Source organism: Streptomyces sp. NPDC039462, assembly GCF_055639375.1.
The window spans coordinates 1,499,068-1,520,806 of the sequence record NZ_JBVKAO010000001.1 but is presented as its reverse complement, the minus strand read 5'-3'; the positions used below and the strand labels follow the sequence as shown (position 1 = coordinate 1,520,806).

Here is a 21,739-nt window from a genome sequence, read left to right as displayed (position 1 = left end):
AGGTCCCACCGTGTCCCGCACCACCTGGTCGTCGAGCTCCGTCCCAGCGCCACGCCAGGACGAGGAGGAACGGCTCAGAGAGCTCGGCTACCAGCCCGTCCTGGCCCGCCGCATGGGCGGCTTCGGCAACTTCGCCATCAGCTTCTCCGTCATCTCCATCCTGTCCGGCTGCATGACTCTGTACGGCTTCGGCCTGCTCACCGGCGGCCCCGCCGTGATGCTCTGGGGCTGGGTCGGGGTCGGCCTGTTCGTGCTCTGCGTGGGCCTCGCGCTCGCCGAGGTCACCAGCGCGTATCCCACATCGGGCGCCCTCTACTACATGGCCGACCGGCTCGGCGGGCGGCGCTGGGGCTGGTACACGGGCTGGCTGAACCTCCTCGGTCTGCTCGGCGCGATCGCGGGCATCGACTACGGCGCCGCCCTGTTCACCGGCGCGTTCCTGAACCTGAAGTTCGGCTTCACGCCGACCCCGGAGAAGACGTTCCTGATCTTCCTGTGCATCCTGCTGCTGCACGCCGTCCTCAACCTCTTCAACGTCCGCCTGGTGAGCCTGCTCAACTCGGTCAGCGTGTGGTGGCACCTGGCCGGTGTCACCGTGATCGTCGGTGTCCTCGCGATCGTGCCGGACCACCACCAGTCGCCGTCCTTCGTCTTCGGCGAGTTCTTCGACGGCACCGGCTGGGACAACCCGCTCTACGTCACCGCCATCGGCCTGCTCCTCGCGCAGTACACCTTCTCCGGCTACGACGCGTCCGCGCACCTGTCCGAGGAGACCTCCAACGCGTCGGTGTCCGCGGCCCGCGGCATCGTGCGCGCCATCTGGGCGTCGTGGATCGCCGGTTTCGTGCTGCTCGCCGGGCTGACCTTCGCGATCCAGGACTACGCGGGCACACTCGCCACCGACACCGGGGTGCCGCCCGCGCAGATCATGATCGACGCGCTCGGCGAGTCCGGGGCGACGGCGCTGCTGCTCATCGTGATCGTGGCGCAGCTGTTCTGCGGCAACGCCGAGACGGCCGCCGCGAGCCGCATGGTCTTCGCTTTCAGCCGCGACAACGCGCTGCCGGGGTCCGCGCTCTGGCGCAAGGTCAGCGCCCGCAGCCAGGTGCCGGTGCCCGCGGTGTGGCTGTCGGTGGGCCTCGCCGCGGTGATCGCCCTGCCGTCCCTGTACTCGGCGACCGCGTACACCGCCGTGACCGCCATCAACGTCATCGGCATCACCCCCGCGTACGCCATCCCGATCTATCTGCGTCTGCGCGCCGGCGACCGGTTCCGGCCGGGGCCGTGGAACCTGGGCCGCTGGAGCAGGCCCATCGGCTGGATCGCCGTGGTCTGGGTGGCGTTCGTGACGGTCCTGTTCTGCCTCCCGCAGGCTTCGCCGGTGACGGCCGAGACGATGAACTACGCGTCGATCGCGCTCGCCGTGGTGCTGCTCCTCGCCACCGTGTGGTGGTTCGTGGCGCGCCGCTCCTACAGCACTCCGCAGGCGTACGGCTCGGACCGCGAACAGGCCGAGGTCGCGGAGAACATCGTCTGAGCTAGCCGGCCGGGCGGTCGTTGAGGATCCGCTGGAAGAGCCGGTGATCGCGCCAGGCGCCGTTGATGTGCAGGTACTTCGACGCGATCCCGTACTCCTCGAAGCCGCACTTGGTGAGCACACGCTGCGAGGCGGTGTTGTGGAGCAGGGTGCCCGCCTCGACGCGGTGCAGGCCGAGCCGGGTGTCGGCCACCTCGCAGACGTGGCGCGTGGCGGCGGACGCGATGCCCCGGCCGACCAGCGCCGCGTCGGTCCAGTAGCCGAGCGCCGCGCTGCGGGCCGGGCCGAGCACGATGTTCGACAGGGCGGCGTGACCGACGATCTCGCCGCCCTCGACGAACACCCAGTGCGCGGCCCGGCCCGCCCGCATCTCCTCCAACTGCCCCCGGACCCGGTCCGCCTGGCCCTCGACGGTGTAGAAGGCCTCGGTCCTTTCGGGGTCCCAGGGGGCGAGGTGGGCGCGGTTGCGCCGGTAGGCGCGGGCCAGCGCCGCCGCGTCGTCGTACGAGACGGCCCGGATCAGGACGTCCCCCGTGAGTGCTGCCTCTCCGCCGATCATGCGAACCAGCGTACGAGAGGGCCCGCGCGGGAGCGTCAGCGGCCGCCCGCGACCCGCAGCACCGTTCCCGTCGCGTACGAGGCGTCGTCCGAGAGCAGCCAGGCGACGGCCGCCGCGATCTCCGACGGCTGGCCGGCGCGGCCCAGCGGGATGCCCGACGCGAGCTTCGCGGGGCGCTCGGGGTCGGCGTGGAAGTCGGTCCAGATGACGCCGGGGGCGACGGCGTTGACGCGGATGCCGTCCGCCGCGACCTCCTTGGACAGGCCGACCGTCATCGTGTCGACCGCGCCCTTGGCGGCGGCGTAGTGGACGTACTCGCCGGGTGCGCCGAGGGTGGCCGCGGCGGACGAGAGGTTCACGATCGCACCGCCGCCGGTGGCCCGCATGTCCCGCACCGCGCGCCGGGCGCAGAGCAGATACCCGAGTACGTTCACGTCGAGGGCCCGGCGCATGCCCTCGGCGTCGGCGTCGGCGAGGGGGCCGACGGGGCCGCTGACACCGGCGTTGTTGACCAGTCCGGTGACCGGGCCGAGCTCGGCTGCGGCGGTGTCGAAGAGACGGTCGACGTCGGCCTCGTCGGCGGTGTCGACCTGGACGGTGACGCAGCGGCGGCCGGCCGCGCGGACCGCCTCCGCGGCCTCTTCCGCGGCGGCCGCGTTCGAGCGGTAGCCGATGACGACGTCGTGGCCGTCCTCGGCGAGACGGGCGCTGACAGCGGCGCCGATGCCGCGGCTGCCGCCGGTGACGACAGTGACGGGGTGGGGCTGCACGGGGGACCTCCGGCTGTGGGTGGCTGACTGTCGCGCCGCCCGGACGCGGGGGTCGCCCGCGTCCGGATCACGCCGTCATCCTACGAAGCGGTGATCTTCGTCGGGGCCGAGGGGCGCCGTCGATACTGCCCTGCGGGGCTACTGGGCCTCCGCCGGGATCACGGCGTCCTCCGGGGCCGCCTTCTCCGCGGGCAGGCTGTCCATGAAGGAGCTGACCGAGAAGACCGCGTTGCCGGGGCCTGCCGGGCCGTAGCCGGGCGGGGACGAGAGGCCGTTGGCCTCCATGGTGGCGCGGTAGGCCTCCAGGAGCCGCACGTGGTACTCCAGCGGGGCGCCCTGCGGGTTCGCCTTGCCGAGCGGGGTCGTCGGCTCCGGGCACCAGGTGGTGAAGCGGGGCGTGATGCCGCGCGACATGAAGTACTGCAGCCCCTCGACGGTCGAGTCGATGGCCTCGTCGACGGTCTTGAAGCCGAAGGGCTCCGCCATCTCCACGCCCGCCACGAAGTTCGGGATCACGTTGCGCGGCCCGAAGACCTCCGCGGAGTCCAGGATGCGGCGGTGCCACTCGTCACGGCCGACGTAGCGCTCCTTGCCGGGGCAGTAGCGCTCGAAGAGGTACGGGTCCCACACCTCGTAGTTGGGGTGGTAGATCCGCACGCCGTAGTCGTGGAAGCGCTGCACGTCCGCCTTGGGCAGGGCCTGGGCGACGACCTTGCCGATCCAGCGGCCCGGGAAGCGCTCCTCGATGGCCTTCGCGTACTGCCCGTAGAAATCGGCCTCGTCCTTGCCCTGGAGCTGCGTGGTGATGGCGCCCCCGGTGAGCGTGTACGCGGTGGACGACTTGTTCGTGTCGTACTTGTCGATGATGGCGAGGGCTTCGAGGACCTCGTCCATCGGCTTCACGCCCGTGTACGGGCGCCCCGCCGCCTTCTGCTGGCGCCAGTTGTGGTTGATGTCGCAGTACTGGCACTCCTCCTTGGCGCCGAAGTACTGGCAGACCCGGAAGACCGTCAGATAGATGAGGTAGCCCCACTGGATGGTGGGCGCCACCTCCATCACCGACTTGCCGTTCTCCAGCGTGTGCCGGTAGTAGTCCGGCATCGGGGGCAGGCCGACGTCGGAGATCCGCACGCCGTCCAGGTAGAGGCCGAGCACGCCGTTGTCGTCGGCGGCCACGCGGTACGGCGACGCCGGGTTCACGCGGACCGAGACGACGGTGCGGCGCAGCTCGTACGGGCCGCCGGTGAGGACGATCTCCTCCGGCGGGCGGCGCAGGGCGGCGGCGCCCAGCTCGGGGAGCGTGCCGTGGTCGAAGGAGAAGATGAAGTACGACTTCGGCTTGACGTCACCCCCTTCGTTGTCGCTGAGCGCCGACTCGTCGAAGGCGATGCCGCCACGCAGCAGATCCTCCTTGATCACGGCTTCCCGCGGGACGTGCGGGAACCGCTCCATGAGTGACTCGATGAGCTGGGTACGGCTCTCGCTGCGGCTTGCCATGGGCAGGGCACCTCGGATCCTGTCGATCGATCTGTTCCGTCCACGCTAATACCCTGCCGATCCGTTCCGGATCCGACTCCGGTCGCAGGACGCATCCGCCGCAGGTCTATCCTGCGGGCCCGGCCGGGCGATCCGGGTACGATCTCCGGCATGCCGCCCGCCGACCCTCACATACCCGCCCCGAAGTGCGGAAACGGGCCCCACGCCATCTCGCCGCAGACTAGGATGAATACTCCCGAAGCGGGCAGCGGGCAGCGGGCAGCGGGCAGCGGGCAGCGGGCAGCGGGTCCCGTGGCGGGTGCCTCCCGTGCCGAGAAGCACGTGCTCTTCGCCGTTCGGTCGGCGACCGCCCTGCACCGGCTCCTCGACGTGCTCCCCGTGTTCGCCGGTGACGACCGCATCCGCCGCCGCTTCACCCTCGTCCCCGGCTCCGACTTCGACGCCGACGCCCTCGCGGCCGTCGAGCGGGCGGGCGGCCGCACCATTCCGTGGGCCGAGGCCGTCACCCGCCCCCACGACCTGATCCTGGCCGCCAGTCCCAAGGGCGGACTCGCCGAGCTCCGCGGCCCGCGCGTCCTCCTGCCGCACGGCGCGGGCTACAACAAGGCCCTCGGGGAGAAGAAGGAATCGGAATCGGACGGCCCCGCCGATTCCGCGTCCGGTATGGCCCCGGCGCTCCTGATGCGGGGCGGCCGGCCCCTGGCCCGCCTCCACGCCCTGGCCCACCCCTCCCAGGTCGCCCGCCTCGCCACCGAGTGCCCGCCCGCCGCGGCACGCGCCACGGTGACCGGCGATCCCACGCTCGACCGGGTCCTCGCCTCCCTCCCGCTGCGCGAGCGCTACCGGGCCGCGCTGCGCACCCACGGCCGGCGGCTCGTCGTCCTCACCTCCACGTGGGGGCCGCACTCCCTGATCCGGCGCCACCCCGGGCTCCCGGCCCGGCTGGCCGCCGAGCTCCCCCACGACACGTACCAGCTGGGGCTCGTCCTGCACCCCAACGAACACAGCAGGACCGGCGGGTTCGACCTCGCCCAGGCTCTCGCGCCCGCCCTGGACGCGGGCATGGTCCTGGCCCGGCCCCACGAGGAGTGGGCCGCGCTGCTCGTCGCCGCCGACACGGTGGTCACCGACCACGGCTCGGCGGCGCTGTACGCGGCGGCGGCCCGCGACGTTCCCGTGATCGCCGCGGGGGACGGCGGCGGCGAGCTGATACCGGGCACCCCGATGGCCGAACTCCTCGCCCGCGTACCGGTGTTGAATTCGCTGGCCCGGCCGACCGCGGCCGATCTGGAGCGCGCCGTCGCGGCGCACAGACCCGGCGTTCCGGCCGCGGCGGCCGGGCAGGCGTTCGCCGAGCGCGGCCATGCCGTACGCCGGCTGCGCGAGGAGCTGTACCGCGTCCTCGGCCTGACGCCGCCCGACGCGCCCGCCGAGCCCCGCGTCCTGCCGGACCCCGCACCCCCCGCCCGCTCCCTCGCGGCCTTCGCCGTACAGATCGACCGGCGAGGCCCGCACCTGCACATCGAACGACGGCCCGCGCGCTCCGACACGCCCGCCCATCACCTGGCGGCCGAGGACGGCAGGGCGTCGGACACCCAGCTGCAGAGCGCGGGGCTCCTGTTCCGCCGCGCCGGGCACGCTGCCGGCTACCCGGTGCGGGGCGAGACCTGGACCGTCGACGGCTGGACGCGGCACGCGCTCGACGAGTACGGCGGCCCGCGCACGGCCGCCGTCGCCCTGAGCGCCTCGCACTGCGTGCTGCGCCGGACCGGTGGCGCGCTCCTCTCCGTCCGCGTCGAACCGCACCGGGAGCCGGACGGCCGCGTCATCCGCGCGGACCCGGCTGCGGTGCTCTCCGGCGTCCACGCGTGGCTCGTGGACCACCCCGGGACGCCCACCGCCCCGGTGTCGATCCCCTGCCTCATCGCGGACCGCACCCACCACGCGACGCTGACCCCCGCCACCCCTGCGGAGGCGCAGCAGGAGATCTAGGGCCCCGCTCCCGGGGAAGTGCCTCACGGAGGCGAGATCAGTTCGATCAGGAACTCCTGGTCGGGGGCGCCGGAGCAGCGGCCCTGGACGATCTCCGCACCGGCTTCGGTGTCCTGGTCGCGCAGGCTCAGACACCGGTCGGTGAGGACGGGGTGCAGGCGGAAGTGCGCCGCGGCGGCCGGGCCGAGGGGGCTGATGCGGAACTGCTGGGCCCGGTCTTCGTCGGAGCAGTCGTCGCGCGGTTCGAGCAGGTCGCGGCCCGGCCCCTTCCGCAGGACCGTCAGGCAGCCGATGCCGTACTTCGGGTGGTGCCACTGGATCTGCACGACGTCCTTGCGCAGAGGTTCGAGGAACACGCGGGGCTGGACCGCCTTCCCGCAGGGTTGCTGGGCGGCGACAGCGGTTCGGTAGGCGCCGGTGCGGTCCTTGCCCTCCGTCACGCAGAACTCCGGCGTCCGGGCGGGGTGGATGCGTGCCCAACTGCCCACGGCCGGGATGCGCACCCCGGTCACCGGCATCGCGACCGACACGGCCGTCGGCTCCGAGGCGTCGACGAGGTTGCCGACGCCGAGGGTGCCGGCGACCCCGAAGCCCGCGGCGGCGGCCAGAGCGGCAGCCGCGTGCCACCGCGGGGCGCGCCCCGGGGCGGGTGCGGCGGTCCGGTCGTCGCCGCCCTCGGTGTCGCCGGTCGGTGCGGCCCCGTCGGTGGCGAGGCGCCGGCGGACCGCCAACCACTGGCGTACTTCCTCGTCACCGAGGCCGCACGCGCGGGTGAAGGCCTCGACGAACCGTTCCCGGGGCAGGGTGACGCGCCCGAGGGTGGTCGCGATCGTGCTGGCGGGCAGGGTGTCGCCGCGCGCGGCGGCCTTGCTCTCGAGCTGGCGGTAGGTCAGTCCGGACCACGTCCGCATCACGCGGAGTGCCGCCGCGAACTCGGTCGCGGTGCTGACCTTGCCCGGCTGCGGCGCTTCGGCCGGCTGCCCGGCCTGGACACCCTCGTCCCGGCTCGTCACGGCATCGCCCTGGGCCGACCGAGAGCCCTCGCCATCGGGCGGCGCACTCGTGTTCGGACGTGTACGGAACACGATGAGCACCGTTCCGAACAGGCTCGAACGCCGTTCGGCCTTGTCGGCGCGGTGAGCAACGGGCAGCGTCTGCCCCGACCGGTTCCGACCGCCATGCTGCCGCCCCCTTCGACGCCTGTGCACAGGCAGGCGGCCAACTTACGCACCACCGCTGCCGGTCGGCAGGTTTCATCAAGTCATTGTCATCGTCCGGCCCATCGATCTCCAAGGAGCATCATGCGTACTCGCACCTGGTTCGTCGGACTCTCGGCGGGTGCCGCCCTGCTGGCCGGCGGTTCGGTCACCACCGCGCAGGCGGCTCCCGCCGGCGGGGAACCGCCCAGCTGGACCCCCAGCGGAGTCCAGAGCTGTTCCTCCCACTCCCACCGCGACATCGACCCCGGCGGCGGGGAGACGGTCAGCACCCAGACGCTGCGCCGCAGCGGTCCCCACAACACGTGCGGCAGCAATCCCGTCCACAGCACAGCGGTCAACTACCACTGCTACACGACGAACGAGTCCGGAAACACGTGGACCTATCTGACGGTCCGTTCGACCGGAGCCGAGGGCTGGGTGTACGACGGAAACCTGACGAACGGTGGCAGCACCTACCCGTGCTGAGCTGAGGCCTCACCGACGTCGTCCAGGCCGCCGCCCCGCTCCCGCACCGCGCGCGCCGCGGTGCGGAACTCCGTGGCGGCGGTCTCATCGCCGGTCTCCGCGGCCAGGTCGGCCAAGGCCTCCAGGGCCCGCAGCTCCTCGCGGGGGGACTTGCTGAGGCGGGCCTCCCGGAGCGACTCGTCGTAGAGCGCCATCGCCTCGGCGGGTCGTCCGACGCGCCGCAGCACCCGGGCGAGCGCGAAACCTGTACGGGCGGTCAGGCGGGCCCGGCCGAGGTCCTCGGCCTGGGTGTGCGCGGCCGTCAACAGGCCTGCCGCGCGGTCGAGTTCGCCGAGCTCGGTGAGGGCCTTGCCGAGGAGGTACGTCTGGAGCATGGCGCCGTAGGCGTTGCCGATCTCCGTGTGGATGCGCCCGGACGCCTCGAAGTCCGTCGCCGCTGCCGCCCAGTCGCCCCGGGCGGAGCTGAGCAGCCCGCGGAACTCGATGACCGAGGCGCGCAGTTTCCTCTCCCGGGTGCTGTCTCCCAGCGTCTCGGCGGCCGCCGACGCGAGGCGGAGTTCCGTCGCCGCGTCGTCGAAGCGTCCCCGCTCCCACAGCGGGCGCGCCAGCTGGCAGCGCATGCGGATCAGTGCGGTGAGCGGGCCTCCGGCGCGCAGCGCGGCGTCGCGTCCCTTGGTGAAGGTGTCAATGACCTGGGTGAGGCGGGGGTGGTCCATGTAGTGGGTCCACAGGGGTTCGCAGAGCGCCCAGGCCTCCGTGTCGAGTCCGTGCGCGTGGGCGACGCGTACGCAGTCGTGGAGCGCGAGCCGCTGGGCCTCCAGCCAGTGCAGTGCCTTCGCCTTCCGCTGCTTCTCGCTGTCGTCGGCGGTGATCCCGAACTCCGTGTCGGGGGTGTCCGGCGCGTCCGGGAGGGGCGGGACCGGCTCGGCGAAGGTCATGCGCGGGCCCGCGCGCAGCGCGTCGGCGCGCTGGGCCTGGCGGAGGTACCAGCGGATGACGCGCCGCCGTCCCTCCGCCGCCTCGGCGCCGCCCCCGGCGCGGCGTTCCCGCTCCGCCCGGCGTGCGGCGTGGGCGCGCAGCAGGTCGTGCAGGCGCAGCCGTCCGTCCCGCTCCCGGGCCAGGAGGCTCGCCCGGACCAGCTCGTCCAGGGCGTCCTCGGCCGCGTCCTCTCCCCTGCCGAGCAGCGCGGTGACCGCCTCGGGGTCGATCCAGGGGCCGGGGTGCTCGACGAGCAGCCGGTAGAGCGTGCCGGCGCCCGGCGTGAGGTCCTGGTACGCGGCGTCCCACACGGCCTCCACCGTGGGCACCCCCTTCACGTCGAGTTCGGCGGCGAGCTGCGCGGTGAGGCGTGCGAGCCTTCGGGTGCGGTGCTTGCGCAGCCATTCGGCGGCCACGTGGAGGGCGGCGGGCAGGCCGCCGCAGATCCGGGTGAGTTCGGCGGCCGACGCGGGGTCGGTGGCGAGGCGCGGGTCGTCGACGATGCGGCGCAGCAGCCGTGCGGCGTGCGGTTCTTCGAGCGGGCCGACGGGGAGTTCCAGGTCGACGCCGCCCTCGACGTCGTAGAGCGTCTGACGGCTGGTGGCGACGACGACGCTCTCCGCCGACGACGGGAGGAGCTGGGTGATCTCGGTGCCGGAGCGGGCGTTGTCCAGGACCAGGACGAGGCGCCGCTTGCCGGTCTGCTCCCAGTACTGCTTGCGGCGCCGCGCCGGTGCCCCTTCGAGGAGGTCGGTGACCTTGAAGGAGCGCAGCAGTTCGCCCATGACGTCGGCCAGGTCGGCGCCGCCGTCGGGCCGGTGGTCGTCGAGGTCGACGTAGCGCACGACGTAGGCGTGCTCGTCGGCGAGGCGGTGGGCGAGGTGCACGGCGAGCGCGGTCTTGCCGACGCCGTGCACCCCGGTGACCGAGACGACCAGCGGGCGCCCGGCCGCCCGGGGGCGGGCGGCGATGTCGAGCACGCGCGAACGCTGATCGTCGCGGTCCTCGAAGTGCCGGACGTCCGGGGGCATCTGATGCGGCAGGAGGGAGTCCTCGGGCGCGCCCGGGGCGCCGTACACATTCAGCACCTCTACCGGGCCCGTCTGGACGGCCGTCCCGACCTGCGCCTGCCCGCTCACACTGTTCCGCGTCCGCTCGTCCACGGCGTCAACTGTAGGTGGCGGTAGGGGCGTACGTGTCCGAAGGACGTACGCGTCTATTGGTCCCGGCCCAGCGCGACCGGGACTCCGCTGCGGGCCGACGCGTAGCCCGCCTCGACGATGCGCAGTGTGCGCAGGCCGCCCTCGCCGTCCGCGACGGTCATGCCGCCGTCCCCCGGCCCGTAGAGAAAGGCGCGCAGCATCAGTTCGTCCAGGTCGACGCCGAACGGCAGTTCCGTGCCGCGTCCTTCGCGTTCGCTGAAGCCGTGCACCTTCTGGTCGAAGGCGTCCATCTCCAGGGTGGCGCGTTCGCCGACGACGATGAGTTCCAGGCCGCCCCAGGAGTGGTGGGAGCGGGGGTGGGACCAGCTGCAGTCGATGGTGGCGACGGCGCCGTTGGAGTAGGTGACGCTGACCAGGCCGCCGGTCTCGGCGGCGACCTCGTCGGCGTACAGGAGGTTGTTGGTCTGCGCGTACACCTCGACGGGCCTGGCCTGTCCGAAGAGGTCGTCGAGCAGGTCGGCGATGTGCACGGTGTGGTCCATGAGGGCGCCGCCGCCGGAGAGTTCGGGCTCGGCGAACCAGCGGCGGTCGCGGGTCGGCATGGCGCCGTTGTTCGCGCCGGACACCGCGAGGACCCGTCCGGCGTCGCCCGCGTCGACGGTGGCCTTCACGGCGGCGTACGCCGGGCTGAACCGCACGGGGTAGGCGACCGCGAGCCGTACTCCCGCGGCGCGGCAGGCGGCGACCATCGCTTCGCCGTCCTCGACCGTGGCGGCCAGCGGCTTCTCGCAGAGGACGGGCACGCCGTGCGCGGCGGCGCGTTCCACGAGCGGGCGGTGCCGGGCGTTCTCGGAGCAGACGATCACCGCGTCCGGGTGCTGGGCGAAGGCTTCCTCGTACGTGCCCGCGTACGCGACGCCGAGTTGGTCGGCGAGCGCGCGGCCCCGTACCTCGCCGGGTGCCGCGAGGTCCGTGTCGGGGTCGCTGCCCAGGACCTCGATGCCGGGCATACGGTTCAGGAGCCGCAGGTAGCCCGCCGCGTGGACGTGGGCGAACGACAGGACGGCGACCTTCATCGCGCTGCCTCCTCGGTCCGGTCGGAGTGTGTGGGTGCGGGCAGCTCGACGACTTCGCCGGTGCGGCTGGATTCCGCCGCGGCCTCGGCTATCCGCACCGCTTCGACGCCGTCGCGCGTGCTCACGCGTGGTTCGGGCCCGCCGTCGTGCCAGGACGCGGCGAACTCGCGGAGTTCGGTGAGGAAGGGGCTCTCGGTCATGGGGCTGGACGGGATGCCCTCGTTGGCGGCGCGCACTCCTTGTGCGGTGATCCGGAAGCCGGGCACGGCGGTCGAGTCGTGGTGCAGCAGGCCGTCGGCGCCCGCGACGCGGAACGTGGTGCGGAACGGCTGGTCGGGCTGGCCCCACAGTCCGCTGATGTGGCTGACGGCGCCCGACGCGTGGGTGAGGACGGCGGTCGCGGTGACGACTTCGGGCGGGGCGCCGGTGGCGTGCTCGACGCCGCGGGTCCTGGCGTGGACGCGGACGACGTCGCCCGCGAGCCAGCGCGCGATGTCGATGTCGTGCACCATCAGGTCCATGATGACGCCGCCGGACTGGGCCGGGTCGCCGAACCACGGCGCCCACTGGGGCCTGGCCCCGCCGCGCGTGAAGCGCAGCACGGCGAGGGCGCCGAGGTCGCCGCGGGCGACGGCCCTGTGCAGGGCGGCGTACGCCGGGAAGTAGCGGACCACGTGGGCGGGATGCAGCCGTACGCCTGCCGAGGCGGCCGCGGCGGCGAGCTCCTCGGCGTCGTGGGCGGTGAGGGCGAGCGGCTTCTCGCAGACGACGTGCCGCCTCGCGGCGACGGCCGCGAGGACGAGTTCCTTGTGGGTGGGGGTGGGGGTGCAGACGTCGACGGCGTACGCGTCCGTGAGGAGGGCGTCCAGGGTGTCGACCGCCCGGACGTCGTGTCCGCGCTCGGCGTACTCCGCCGCGAGTTTCTCCGCGGAGCCGTCGACGGTGTACACGCTCACCCGGGCGCCGAGCGCCAGCCAGCCGGGCAGGTGGGCGCGCGCGATGCCGCCGGCGCCGAGCAGGCCTATGTGAAGCGGTGGCATAGAGAGGGGCTGCCTTTCCGTGGGGGGGGACGGGTGACGGGGCCGGGCCCGGTCAGTTCTTGGAGCCGGAGAGGGCGACGCTCTGCACGAAGTGCCGCTGGAGGAAGACGTAGACGAGCAGCATGGGCAGGCTCGCGACGAGCGAACCGGCCATCATGACCGGGTAGTTGGTCTCGTACTGGCCCTCCAGGGAGGTGAGGCCCGCGCTGATCGGCATCTTCTCCGGGTCGGTGTTGACGATCAGGGGCCACAGCAGGTCGTTCCAGGACCACATGGCGGTGATGACGGCGAGCGCGGCGAGCGCGGGCCGGATCAGCGGCAGCATGATCGACCAGAAGATGCGGAAGGACCCCGCGCCGTCGATGCGGGCGGCTTCCTCCAGCTCCTTGGGGAGCGTCAGGAAGAACTGGCGGAGCATGAAGGTGCCGAACGCGCTGAACATGCCGGGCAGGAAGAGCGCGGGCGCGGAGTTGAGCAGGCCGAGCGACTGGATGATGTCGTACTGCGGCAGGACGAGCAGGGAGCTAGGGACCATCAGGACGGACAGGAAGAGCGCGAACAGGACGTTGCGGCCGCGGAATTGCATGCGCGCGAAGGCGTAGGCGGCGAGGGAGCAGAACACGAGCTGGCCGAGGGTGCGCCCGACGGTGTTGATCAGGCTGTTGGTCAGCATTTCGCGGAACGGCAGCGCGGTGAAGACCTCTTCGAAGCCGGCCCAGTTCCAGTTGTCGGGCAGGAAGGTGGGCGGCACCCGTGAGGTCTCCGCGAGGGTCTTGAGCGCGGTGAGCAGCTGCCACAGGAACGGGAAGACCATGACCAGTGCGCCGAGGGAGAGCACGGCGTGGGTGGCGACGGATCCGGCGTCGATGCGCCTTCGGCGCTCAGGCATAGTGCACCCACCTCTTCTGGATCCGGAATTGGAGGTACGTCAGGGCCGCGATGACCAGCATCAGCAGGAAGGCGAGTGCGGCTGCGGCGCCCTGGGCGTTCTCGACGAAGGCCCATTTGTAGAAGAGGCCGACGATCGACTGCGTATCGCCGATCGCGGGATTCGACTCGCCCATCATGATGTAGATCAGGTCGAAGGTCTGCAGGGAATTGATCATGCAGATGACGGAGGCGAAGAAGATGGTCGGGCTGAGCAGCGGGAGCGTGATGGTGAAGAAGCGGCGCAGCGCCCCGGCCCCGTCGAGTTCCGCGGCTTCGTAATAGTCACGGGGAATTCCTTTGATGCCCGCCATGAAGATGACCAGGTAGTAGCCGGTGGTCGACCAGACGATCACCGTGCCGATCGCGTAGACGGCGGTGGAGGGGTCGGACACCCAGTAGCGGCCGTCGACGCCGACCCAGCCAAGGACTTCGTTGATGAGGCCGAAGTCGCCGTTGTAGAGCCAGTTCCAGACGAGCCCGACGGCGACGGGCAGTGTCACGAACGGTACGAAGTACAGGGCGCGGTAGAGGGCGACGCCGCGCAGCCCGCGCCGGTTGAGGAGGGACGCGACGACGATGGCGACCGGCAGCGCCATCAGCCCGATGGCGCTGTAGATCAGGGTGTTGCCGAGGGCCTGCCAGACGGTGACGTCCTTGACGACGCGGACGTAGTTGTCGGTGCCGATGAAGGTGTGGCCGCCGAACGCGCCGAATTCGGTGAAGCTGTAGTAGAAGGTCTGAAGCAGCGGCCAGAAGTAGAAGACGGCGAAGCCGAGGCCGAGCGGCGCGATGAACCAGTAGGCGGAGCGCTGGTTGCGGGCCCCGGGCCGGGCGCCGGACGCGGACGCCCGGCCGCGCCCGGCCGACTTCGCGGCCGCCGTGGCGGGAAAGACACTCATGAGGCGCGTTCCTCCTTCAGGGCCCGGTCCATCTGCTCGCCCAGGGTGCGGGCTGCGCTCTCGATGCCGCCCTTGCCGCTGAAAGCGGCGCCGAGCAGCGGGTATTGCAGGTTTTCCCAGACGGCGGTGTTCTCGGAGCTCGGATAGGGCACCGCGTACTTCTGCATCTCGATGAAGTGCTTGAGGTCGAATTCGGGCATCGACTTGAGCCAGGCGTCCTGCGTGCCCTCGTACGAGGAGATGGTGACGCCCGCCTGTGCCTGGATCTCGGCCGCCTCGCGGCCCGCCATGAAGTGCACGAATTTCCAGGCGGCCGCCTTCTTGTCGCTCTTGGCGGAGATGACGTTCGCCAGGCCGTGGATGATGGTGGCCCTGCGGCGTCCCTTGGGCAGGACAGTGATGCCGCCGTGGTCCTTGATCGCGGGTACGGCGTACATCTGCCCGGCCATCGCGGAGAGGTCGTAGTTCATGGCGACCTTCTCCGACCAGTAGCGCACACGCCCGACGGACTCGGTCATGGCGCTCTGCGGCGGTGACCAGCCCCGGTCGATCATGTCGGTCAGGAAGCGCAGGCCCTCGATGGTGCGTTCGTCGCCGAAGCCGGAGCGGCCGTCCCGCAGGATGAAGCCGTCGGCGCCGACAACCGCCGGGTAGATCTTGATCTGCCGGTGCATCTCGGCGGCGAAGCCGTGCACGCCCCGGCTGGGATCGGTGAGTTCGGCCGCCGCGTCGCGCACGTCGTCCCAGGTCCAGGTGGAGTCCGGGTACTTGATGCCCTTCTTGTCGAACAGCTGCTTGTTGTACCAGAGGCCGATGGTGTCGAAGTCCTTGGGCAGGCCGTACTGCGTGCCGCGGTAGGCGTAGAGCTTCACCAGGGCTTCCGGGTGGCGGTCCACGGGAGTGGCGTCGGCCTCGATGTGCCCGGAGAGCGGTTCGAGGACGCCGTTGGACGCGTACAGCTGGAAGTTGACGGCGTTCATCCAGAAGACGTCGGGGGCGGTGCCGCCGCGCATGGACGTCTTGAGAGTGGTCCAGTAGCTCGCCCAGGGCGTCAGCTGGATCCGCACGGAGATGCGCGGGTTGCGCTTCTCGAACGCGGCGATGATCTTCTCCATGCCCGGCGCCTGCGCCGGATCCCACATCCCGTACGAGAGCGTGGTCCTGCCACCGCTGTCCGTGCCGTCGCTCCCTCCGGAGCAGGCGGCGAGCAAGGGGGCGGCCAGCGCCCCGCCGAGCAGAGTCCTTCTGCGCATGTGCGCCTTCGCCTCCCGATGAGTCGTCGGACGCCCCACGGCTCCCCCGCGCGTGGCGGGCCCGCCGCTACGGCGCCTTGTCCGCGAGCAGGTCCTCCTCCACCAGGTCGAGCGCCTTGCGTACGGCGCCGATGGCCACGCCCCGCTCGCCGAGCGAGCTCAGCGCGATGCGCGGGACGTGCAGTGTCATGGGGCGCAGCCGCTCTTCGAGGAGCGGCACGAGGTGTCGGCCGACGGGTGTCGCCCCGCCCGTCAGCACGATCAGTTCCGGGTCGACGGCGAGGGCGAGGGCGGCGATGCCCGGGGCGATGCGGTCGGCGAAGTCCGCGACGGCGGCCCGGGCGCGCGGGTCTCCGGCGTCCGCCGCGCGGGCCAGGGCGGTCACTTCGGACTCCCCGGCGCGCCGCGCACCCGGCCACTTCAGGGCTTCCTGCGCGGTGCTCATGCCGAGCAGCGGCAGCATGCCCAGTTCGCCCGCGCCGCCGCGTCTGCCCCGGTGCAGCCGGCCGCCGATGGTGAGGCTGCACGAGACGCGGTGCCCGGTGAGTACGCAGACGACGTCGCCGGCGAGGGTGGCGGCACCCTGCCAGCGCTCGGCGAGCACCGCGAGGTTCACGTCGTTCTCGACGAGGGTGTGGGCCGGCCGCCCGTCCTGGAGCAGCCGCCCGATGTCGACACCGGACCACTCGGGCACCACCACGGAGTTCAGGACGCCGCCCGTGTCCACCACTCCCGGCACGCCCACGCAGCGGGCGAGCACGGCGGCGCGGCGCGGGGCGTGGGCGTCGAGGAAGGCTTCCGTGCCGTGCCGCAGCAGGTCGAGGCGGGCGCCGCCGCCGAGCTCCGGGTCGATGTCGCGGCGGTGGGCGGCCAGCACGGTGCCGCCGAGGTCGGCGAGGAGCAGCACCATTTTGTGCAGGCCTATGTCGGCGCCGAGCACATGGCCGGCCTCGGTGCGGAAGCGGAAGCGGCGTGCGGGCCGGCCCGGCGTGCGCTCGGCCGACTCCTCGGTGGACTCGCCGACGAGGCCGCGCTCGGACAGTTCCTCGACGGCGGCCTCCACGGTGGGCCGGGAGAGGCCGGTGCTCGCTGCGAGCTCGGCGAGGGTCCGCGGGCTGCGGTGGTGCAGGGCGCGCAGCACGACGGTGGTGTTGAGCCGCCGCAGCGCGTTCAGGTCGTGCCCACGAGCCCTGTTCCGCATCAGTGCTTCACCCCGTATCCGCGCGGCGGCAGCCCACTTGACGGGCTGTGATGTCCACCGGCCCGCGGAATTAGGGAGGAGACTTGCATAACCGTCGCGGTGGGGGAACCCCTCCGGCGACGGTCAGTCGAAGTACGTCTCGAGGGTGCCGCGGCGCCGGACGTCGAGCGTCGCGCAGTGGAACGAGCCGCCGAAGGGCGCGTAGTGGAGCAGGTCGCACGGGATCGGCTCGAACCCCCACGATTCGAGGGCCCGCAGCATTCCCGTGTGGTGCCGCTCCGCGATGACCCGTTTCTCGTCGATCATCAGCACGTTCATGCTGAGCCACTTGCCGCACATCGAGGTCATCTTGAGCAGACGCTCGTCGATGGGGTCGGGCTCCGGGGCGATCAGGACGTCCCACGAGTCCAGCACGTCGGGCAGGCGGTCGACGTCGACGTACTCGGGATTGACGAGGACCTTGCCGGGCGCGAGCAGGACGAACGTGGTGTCGATGTGCATGGGTACCCGGCAGCGGCTCTCGATCTCGTGGACGCGGTACTCCGGCCCGAGGTGACGGCGCAGCCACTCGATGCCCAGCAGGTTGGTGACGTTGCTCCGCGTCACGAACAGGTCGCGGCCCGCCCGCACGAAATCCGCCGCGTCGAATACCGGCTCGAACTCGGTGAGGATGTAGCGCATCGGTTCGCCCTCCTCGGGAGGGCGGAAGTCCTTCTCGTACAGCGCCTCGGTGAGCTGGGGTCGCGGTGCCGCCGTCCAGCGCGCGCCGCGCCGGAAGTAGTCCTTGAGGAGTTCGCGGTACGAGTGCGTCTCGAAATAGCGGCACGGCCACGCCATCGGGGTCTCGATGATCTCGTCGCCGACGACGAGCATGCTGTCCCGCGGACAGGAGTTGCAGAAGCCGCGCGACTGCCAGTCGGGGGTCCCGAAGCGGTGCTTGTGGTCGACGGCCGCCGGCCGTCTCACCGTGACGTCGAGGGATTCCAGGAGAGCGATGAACTGGTCGAGCTCCTGCTGCGCCGGCTCGATCAGCCGCTGCGGATACTCGAACCCGGCGGCGAGACCCTGCAGCCGTGCCGCCCAGGTCGGGATGTTGCACGCCACGACCGGATGGCTGGAGGGAATGGTCGCGCCCTCCAGCCGCCCGACGATGATCTCCTCCAGCGGATCCCACTCGTTGTGCGAATTGACGGGTGACATTCCGGGTCTGCACATGGGCGCCATGCTCAACCGCCTCCGCTCACGTAGATCGACCGGCTCGACCGGTCCGCCGAGTGCCGAGTGGCCAAATCGCCTGACTCAATGCTTTACCACGGGCAGCGCGCTCATCGGCGCATGGACAGACGTGGCCGGTCTGTGAAGATCCAGGTGGGGGTATGCACGCCTGCCGTGGGCGGATGGGGCAGGATGACGTCCGCGCCGGAACCGAGCTCTCGTCCCGGCGTGACCGCACTCCCCGGAATCGAGCAGGTATCACAAGGTGACGTCACATCACATACGCCCCTCACAGGCGCACTCCCCCCGTACGACGGGAGCGAACTGATGACCCGTGCCCTCACACTGCACGACTGGATCGTGGCCGGTATCGCGGTCGTCGCCGGCGTCGTCGCCGGGCTGCTGCTCCGCGCACTTCTGAGGTGGCTCGGCGAACGGGCGAGCAAGACCCGGTGGAGCGGCGACGACGTCATCGTCGACGCGCTGCGCACCCTCGTGCCCTGCGCGGCCATCACCGCCGGGCTCGCCGCCGCGGCGGGCGCGCTGCCGCTCACGCCGCGCACCGGACGCAACGTAACCATGACGCTGACCGCGCTGCTCATCCTCGCCGCCACGCTCACGGCGGCCCGGATCGTCACCGGCCTGGTGAAGGCCGTGGCGCAGTCCCGCTCCGGAGTGGCCGGATCGGCCACCATCTTCGTGAACATCACCCGCGTCGTGGTGCTCGCGATGGGCTTCCTCATCGTCCTGCAGACCCTCGGCATCTCCATCGCGCCGCTGCTCACCGCGCTCGGCGTGGGAGGTCTCGCGGTCGCCCTCGCGCTGCAGGACACGCTCGCCAACCTCTTCGCGGGCGTGCACATCCTCGCCGCGAAGACCGTGCAGCCCGGCGACTACATCCAGCTCAGCAGCGGGGAGGAGGGCTACGTCGTCGACATCAACTGGCGCAACACCACGGTCCGCCAGCTCTCCAACAACCTCGTCATCATCCCCAACGCGAAGCTCGCCGGCACCAACATGACCAACTACAGCCGCCCCGAGCAGGAACTGTCGATCATGGTTCAGGTCGGGGTCAGCTACGACAGCGACCTGGAGCAGGTCGAGAAGGTCACGACCGAGGTGGTGGACGAGGTGATGGCCGAGATCACCGGCGCGGTCCCCGACCACGAGGCGGCGATCCGCTTCCACACCTTCGGCGACTCGCGGATCAGCTTCACGGTGATCCTCGGCGTCGGCGAGTTCAGCGACCAGTACCGCATCAAGCACGAGTTCATCAAGCGCCTGCACCAGCGGTACCGCGCCGAGGGCATCCGGGTCCCCGCCCCCGTACGCACGGTCAGGGTGCAGCAGGGCGAGCTGCCGCCGCCGCTCGGCATCCCGCACCAGCGCGACACCTCCACCCAGGCCCGGCTGCACTGAGCCGACCGGCGGCCGCTCGGTGGCGGGTGCCGCGCCGCCGTGGTCCACTCGCGGGCATGGGGCACGACCACGGTCCGTCCGCCGGGGCGGCGGGCGGCACTCTCAGCGGCACGTACCGCAAGCGCCTGCTGTGGACCATCGGCATCAGCGGCTCGATCACCGTCATCCAGGTGGTCGGCGCGCTCCTGTCCGGCAGCCTCGCGCTGCTCGCCGACGCCGCGCACAGCCTGACCGACGCGGTCGGCGTCTCGCTGGCCCTCGGCGCCATCACCCTCGCCCAGCGGGCGCCGACGCCGCGGCGCACCTTCGGGTTCTACCGCGTGGAGATCTTCTCCGCGGTCCTGAACGCGCTGCTCCTGGTCGTCATCTTCGCCTGGGTCCTGTGGTCGGCGATCGGCCGGTTCAGCGAGCCGGTGGAGGTGAAGGGCGGCCTGATGTTCGTGGTCGCGCTGGGCGGGCTCGCCGGCAATCTGGTGGGCCTGTGGCTGCTGCGGGACGCCAAGGAGAAGAGCCTCAATCTGCGGGGCGCGTACCTGGAGGTGCTGGGCGACGCGCTCGGCTCGGTCGCGGTGATCGTGGGCGGCCTGGTCATCCTGCTCACGGGGTGGCAGGCCGCCGACCCGGTCGCGTCGATCGTCATCGGCCTGCTGATCGTGCCGCGCGCGTACGGCCTGCTGCGGGACTCCTTGCACGTCCTGCTGGAGGCGACCCCGCAGGACGTCGACCTCGGCGAGGTGCGCCGGCACCTGCTGGATGAGCGGGGCGTGGTCGCCGTGCACGATCTGCACGGCTGGACGGTCACCTCGGGGATGCCGGTGCTCACCGCGCACGTGGTGGTCACGGAGGCGGCTCTCGCGAGCGGGTACGGGGAGCTCCTGGGGCGCCTTCAGCGGTGTGTCGGGGGTCACTTCGACGTGGCCCACTCGACGATCCAGCTGGAGCCGGAGGGGCATGTGGAGGAGGACGGGGCGCTGCACACGTAGGGCCGCACAGGGCCGCCGGCGGGTCAGGCGCCCTCGGTGCCGAGGACCCGTCGCACCGCCTGCTGGGCCGCGTAGAAGTCGGCGTCGGAGACTGCCGGGTCGTCCTCGACGCCGTCGAGCCACTCCGCGATCTCGTCGGCCGTCCACAGGTCGAAACCCTTTGGAATGTCCAGTGTCGTGGTCTCCGCGCGGAGCTGCTCGGCGGCAGCCGCTTCCTTCATGCTGCGCGTGCTGACTTCGATCATCGTGATCGTGACGCTCCCTTCGGTTCTTGAGGGGGACGGACGGGCGACCATGCCAGAGGCTCCCCCGGGATGTCCAACCGGACCGTCCGCCCAGGTCACGGACCCCTCGCGCACGGCGCGGGACGCGGGGCCCGGGAGCCTCGCCGGCCGAGCCCGGCAAACTGTCAACTACTTGGCTCCGTGGGGCAGTTGACGGCTACTGTGGCGCCGCCGCACGATGAGGTGCTCCCTCCGGAGGGAGCTTCCGCTCACTCGTGAAGGTTCCTGTGGAGGTCACCGTGCGCTTGTCCTCATGGCTCGGCGGACTCGTGGCGGCCGTGCTGGCCGCCACCGTCCTTCCGGTCTCCGCCGCTTCGGCGGCGGACGATTCCTCTCCCCCATTGGAGATACCGGCGGCCGAGCTCGCCAAGGCGCTGCACTGCGGGACGGAGCTGGGGGACCTGCGTGAGGCCGGTGACAAGCCGACCGTCCTCTTCGTGCCCGGGACCGGCCTCAAGGGCGAGGAGAACTACGCCTGGAACTACATGGCCGAGTTGAAGAAGAAGGGCTACCAGTCCTGTTGGGTGGATTCTCCCGGTCGTGGGCTCCGTGACATGCAGGAGTCCGTCGAGTACGTGGTGTACGCGACCCGCGCGATCCATGAGGCCACCGGCCGGAAGGTCGATCTCGTCGGGCACAGCCAGGGCGGCCTCCTCACGGCGTGGGCCCTGCGCTTCTGGCCGGACCTGCCGGGGAAGGTCGACGACATGGTGACCCTCGGCTCCCCGTTCCAGGGGACCCGGCTGGCCTCACCCTGCCGCCCGATCGCCGAGGTCGCGGGCTGCCCGGCGTCGGTCCTGCAGTTCGCCCGCGACTCGAACTGGTCGAAGGCGCTCGGCGCCGACGGCACGCCCATGCCCGCAGGACCGTCGTACACCACGATCCATTCGTACGCCGACGAGTCCGTGGTGGCCGACGGGGAGGCGCCGTCGCTGCCGGGCGCCCACCGCATCGGCGTCCAGGACATCTGCCCCGGTCGGCCGTGGCCGACCCACATCGCCATGGTCGTCGACCAGGTCAGCTACGACCTGGTCGCCGATGCGATCGAACACCCCGGTCCCGCCGACACGAGCCGCATCGACCGCGCGCACTGCGCCAAGCCGGTCATGCCGCTCAACAGCCAGGAGGCCGTCGACGCCCTGCCCGGCCTGCTGAACTTCCCGATCGAGCTGCTGATCCACAGCCAGCCGTGGGTCGACGAGGAGCCTCCGCTGCGCCCGTACGCGCGGTGAGAGCAGCTCAGGCGGCGCGCGGATAG

The 21,739-nt window shown here is 71.6% G+C and carries 19 protein-coding genes; 6 read left to right on the top strand and 13 right to left on the bottom strand.

Features of this window, described 5'->3' with window-relative positions; translation table 11 throughout:
• Window positions 1-10: 10 nt before the first annotated feature.
• Window positions 11-1,537: an amino acid permease gene (locus ACZ7LU_RS06260; protein WP_398299032.1), complete on the top strand. Its 1,527-nt coding sequence runs from the start codon at window positions 11-13 to the stop codon at window positions 1,535-1,537.
• Window position 1,538: 1 nt separating this feature from the next.
• Here the strand turns inward: ACZ7LU_RS06260 and ACZ7LU_RS06255 are convergent, their stop codons facing one another.
• From ACZ7LU_RS06255 to ACZ7LU_RS06245, 3 genes are all read right to left on the bottom strand, one after another.
• The gene (locus ACZ7LU_RS06255) at window positions 1,539-2,096 is read right to left on the bottom strand and encodes a GNAT family N-acetyltransferase (protein WP_468558919.1); all 558 of its coding nucleotides are present in this window, start codon (window positions 2,094-2,096) and stop codon (window positions 1,539-1,541) included.
• 35 nt (window positions 2,097-2,131) lie between these two features.
• Window positions 2,132-2,866 carry an SDR family oxidoreductase gene (locus ACZ7LU_RS06250; RefSeq protein ID WP_398299036.1) on the bottom strand — a complete coding sequence of 245 codons (735 nt, stop codon included), beginning with the start codon at window positions 2,864-2,866 and terminating at the stop codon, window positions 2,132-2,134.
• Window positions 2,867-3,004: 138 nt separating this feature from the next.
• Window positions 3,005-4,363: a radical SAM protein gene (locus ACZ7LU_RS06245; protein ID WP_398299038.1), complete on the bottom strand. Its 1,359-nt coding sequence runs from the start codon at window positions 4,361-4,363 to the stop codon at window positions 3,005-3,007.
• Between the two features lie 225 nt (window positions 4,364-4,588).
• On the opposite strand from ACZ7LU_RS06245, the gene ACZ7LU_RS06240 reads away from it, so the two are divergent.
• The gene (locus ACZ7LU_RS06240; RefSeq protein WP_471915854.1) at window positions 4,589-6,355 is read left to right on the top strand and encodes a translation initiation factor 2; all 1,767 of its coding nucleotides are present in this window, start codon (window positions 4,589-4,591) and stop codon (window positions 6,353-6,355) included.
• 23 nt (window positions 6,356-6,378) lie between these two features.
• Here ACZ7LU_RS06240 and ACZ7LU_RS06235 read toward each other — a convergent pair whose 3' ends face one another.
• Complete coding sequence (locus tag ACZ7LU_RS06235; RefSeq protein WP_471915853.1) at window positions 6,379-7,368, bottom strand: helix-turn-helix domain-containing protein; 990 nt, start codon at window positions 7,366-7,368, stop codon at window positions 6,379-6,381.
• Between the two features lie 288 nt (window positions 7,369-7,656).
• On the opposite strand from ACZ7LU_RS06235, the gene ACZ7LU_RS06230 reads away from it, so the two are divergent.
• A complete protein-coding gene (locus ACZ7LU_RS06230; RefSeq protein WP_398299044.1) occupies window positions 7,657-8,040 on the top strand; it encodes an SH3 domain-containing protein in 384 nt (127 codons plus the stop codon).
• Here the strand turns inward: ACZ7LU_RS06230 and ACZ7LU_RS06225 are convergent.
• The 8 genes from ACZ7LU_RS06225 to ACZ7LU_RS06190 form a co-directional block, all read right to left on the bottom strand.
• On the bottom strand, window positions 8,028-10,181 hold the full coding sequence (locus ACZ7LU_RS06225; RefSeq protein ID WP_471915852.1) for a hypothetical protein: 2,154 nt from the start codon (window positions 10,179-10,181) through the stop codon (window positions 8,028-8,030). The genes ACZ7LU_RS06230 and ACZ7LU_RS06225 overlap by 13 nt on opposite strands.
• A 53-nt stretch (window positions 10,182-10,234) precedes the next feature.
• Complete coding sequence (locus ACZ7LU_RS06220; RefSeq protein ID WP_471915851.1) at window positions 10,235-11,257, bottom strand: Gfo/Idh/MocA family protein; 1,023 nt, start codon at window positions 11,255-11,257, stop codon at window positions 10,235-10,237.
• Window positions 11,254-12,297 (bottom strand): Gfo/Idh/MocA family protein, encoded by a 1,044-nt coding sequence (locus ACZ7LU_RS06215; protein WP_471915850.1) that lies wholly within the window; start codon window positions 12,295-12,297, stop codon window positions 11,254-11,256. The genes ACZ7LU_RS06220 and ACZ7LU_RS06215 overlap by 4 nt, the downstream gene beginning before the upstream one ends.
• A gap of 52 nt (window positions 12,298-12,349) precedes the next feature.
• The gene (locus ACZ7LU_RS06210; RefSeq protein ID WP_468712199.1) at window positions 12,350-13,186 is read right to left on the bottom strand and encodes a carbohydrate ABC transporter permease; all 837 of its coding nucleotides are present in this window, start codon (window positions 13,184-13,186) and stop codon (window positions 12,350-12,352) included.
• Window positions 13,179-14,126, bottom strand: a complete 948-nt coding sequence (locus ACZ7LU_RS06205; RefSeq protein ID WP_468303157.1) for a carbohydrate ABC transporter permease — start codon at window positions 14,124-14,126, stop codon at window positions 13,179-13,181. Before ACZ7LU_RS06205 ends, ACZ7LU_RS06210 begins: the two co-directional genes overlap by 8 nt.
• Complete coding sequence (locus ACZ7LU_RS06200; protein WP_471915849.1) at window positions 14,123-15,379, bottom strand: ABC transporter substrate-binding protein; 1,257 nt, start codon at window positions 15,377-15,379, stop codon at window positions 14,123-14,125. The genes ACZ7LU_RS06205 and ACZ7LU_RS06200 overlap by 4 nt, the downstream gene beginning before the upstream one ends.
• A 67-nt stretch (window positions 15,380-15,446) precedes the next feature.
• Window positions 15,447-16,580: an ROK family protein gene (locus tag ACZ7LU_RS06195; RefSeq protein ID WP_471915848.1), complete on the bottom strand. Its 1,134-nt coding sequence runs from the start codon at window positions 16,578-16,580 to the stop codon at window positions 15,447-15,449.
• Window positions 16,581-16,703: 123 nt separating this feature from the next.
• The gene (locus tag ACZ7LU_RS06190; protein ID WP_468085810.1) at window positions 16,704-17,795 is read right to left on the bottom strand and encodes an amidinotransferase; all 1,092 of its coding nucleotides are present in this window, start codon (window positions 17,793-17,795) and stop codon (window positions 16,704-16,706) included.
• Window positions 17,796-18,122: 327 nt separating this feature from the next.
• On the opposite strand from ACZ7LU_RS06190, the gene ACZ7LU_RS06185 reads away from it, so the two are divergent.
• Complete coding sequence (locus ACZ7LU_RS06185) at window positions 18,123-19,214, top strand: mechanosensitive ion channel family protein (RefSeq protein ID WP_468303149.1); 1,092 nt, start codon at window positions 18,123-18,125, stop codon at window positions 19,212-19,214.
• Window positions 19,215-19,270: 56 nt separating this feature from the next.
• Window positions 19,271-20,197, top strand: coding sequence for a cation diffusion facilitator family transporter (locus ACZ7LU_RS06180; RefSeq protein WP_471915847.1), 927 nt, complete (start codon window positions 19,271-19,273; stop codon window positions 20,195-20,197).
• Window positions 20,198-20,220: 23 nt separating this feature from the next.
• Here the strand turns inward: ACZ7LU_RS06180 and ACZ7LU_RS06175 are convergent, their stop codons facing one another.
• Window positions 20,221-20,442: a hypothetical protein gene (locus ACZ7LU_RS06175; protein WP_468303143.1), complete on the bottom strand. Its 222-nt coding sequence runs from the start codon at window positions 20,440-20,442 to the stop codon at window positions 20,221-20,223.
• 278 nt (window positions 20,443-20,720) lie between these two features.
• Between ACZ7LU_RS06175 and ACZ7LU_RS06170 the strand changes: the two genes are divergently transcribed.
• Complete coding sequence (locus ACZ7LU_RS06170; protein ID WP_471915846.1) at window positions 20,721-21,713, top strand: esterase/lipase family protein; 993 nt, start codon at window positions 20,721-20,723, stop codon at window positions 21,711-21,713.
• The last annotated feature ends 26 nt before the right edge of the window (window positions 21,714-21,739 follow it).

Bases quoted from the DNA above. Each gene is read 5' to 3' on its own strand.
- ACZ7LU_RS06255 (WP_468558919.1), bottom strand. From the start codon at position 2,096: ATGATCGGCGGAGAGGCAGCACTCACGGGGGACGTCCTGATCCGGGCC.
- ACZ7LU_RS06245 (WP_398299038.1), bottom strand. From the start codon at position 4,363: ATGGCAAGCCGCAGCGAGAGCCGTACCCAGCTCATCGAGTCACTCATG.
- ACZ7LU_RS06240 (WP_471915854.1), top strand. From the start codon at position 4,589: ATGAATACTCCCGAAGCGGGCAGCGGGCAGCGGGCAGCGGGCAGCGGG.
- ACZ7LU_RS06230 (WP_398299044.1), top strand. From the start codon at position 7,657: ATGCGTACTCGCACCTGGTTCGTCGGACTCTCGGCGGGTGCCGCCCTG.
- ACZ7LU_RS06220 (WP_471915851.1), bottom strand. From the start codon at position 11,257: ATGAAGGTCGCCGTCCTGTCGTTCGCCCACGTCCACGCGGCGGGCTAC.
- ACZ7LU_RS06215 (WP_471915850.1), bottom strand. From the start codon at position 12,297: ATGCCACCGCTTCACATAGGCCTGCTCGGCGCCGGCGGCATCGCGCGC.
- ACZ7LU_RS06210 (WP_468712199.1), bottom strand. From the start codon at position 13,186: ATGCCTGAGCGCCGAAGGCGCATCGACGCCGGATCCGTCGCCACCCAC.
- ACZ7LU_RS06205 (WP_468303157.1), bottom strand. From the start codon at position 14,126: ATGAGTGTCTTTCCCGCCACGGCGGCCGCGAAGTCGGCCGGGCGCGGC.
- ACZ7LU_RS06200 (WP_471915849.1), bottom strand. From the start codon at position 15,379: ATGCGCAGAAGGACTCTGCTCGGCGGGGCGCTGGCCGCCCCCTTGCTC.
- ACZ7LU_RS06195 (WP_471915848.1), bottom strand. From the start codon at position 16,580: ATGCGGAACAGGGCTCGTGGGCACGACCTGAACGCGCTGCGGCGGCTC.
- ACZ7LU_RS06190 (WP_468085810.1), bottom strand. From the start codon at position 17,795: ATGTGCAGACCCGGAATGTCACCCGTCAATTCGCACAACGAGTGGGAT.
- ACZ7LU_RS06185 (WP_468303149.1), top strand. From the start codon at position 18,123: ATGACCCGTGCCCTCACACTGCACGACTGGATCGTGGCCGGTATCGCG.
- ACZ7LU_RS06180 (WP_471915847.1), top strand. From the start codon at position 19,271: ATGGGGCACGACCACGGTCCGTCCGCCGGGGCGGCGGGCGGCACTCTC.
- ACZ7LU_RS06175 (WP_468303143.1), bottom strand. From the start codon at position 20,442: ATGATCGAAGTCAGCACGCGCAGCATGAAGGAAGCGGCTGCCGCCGAG.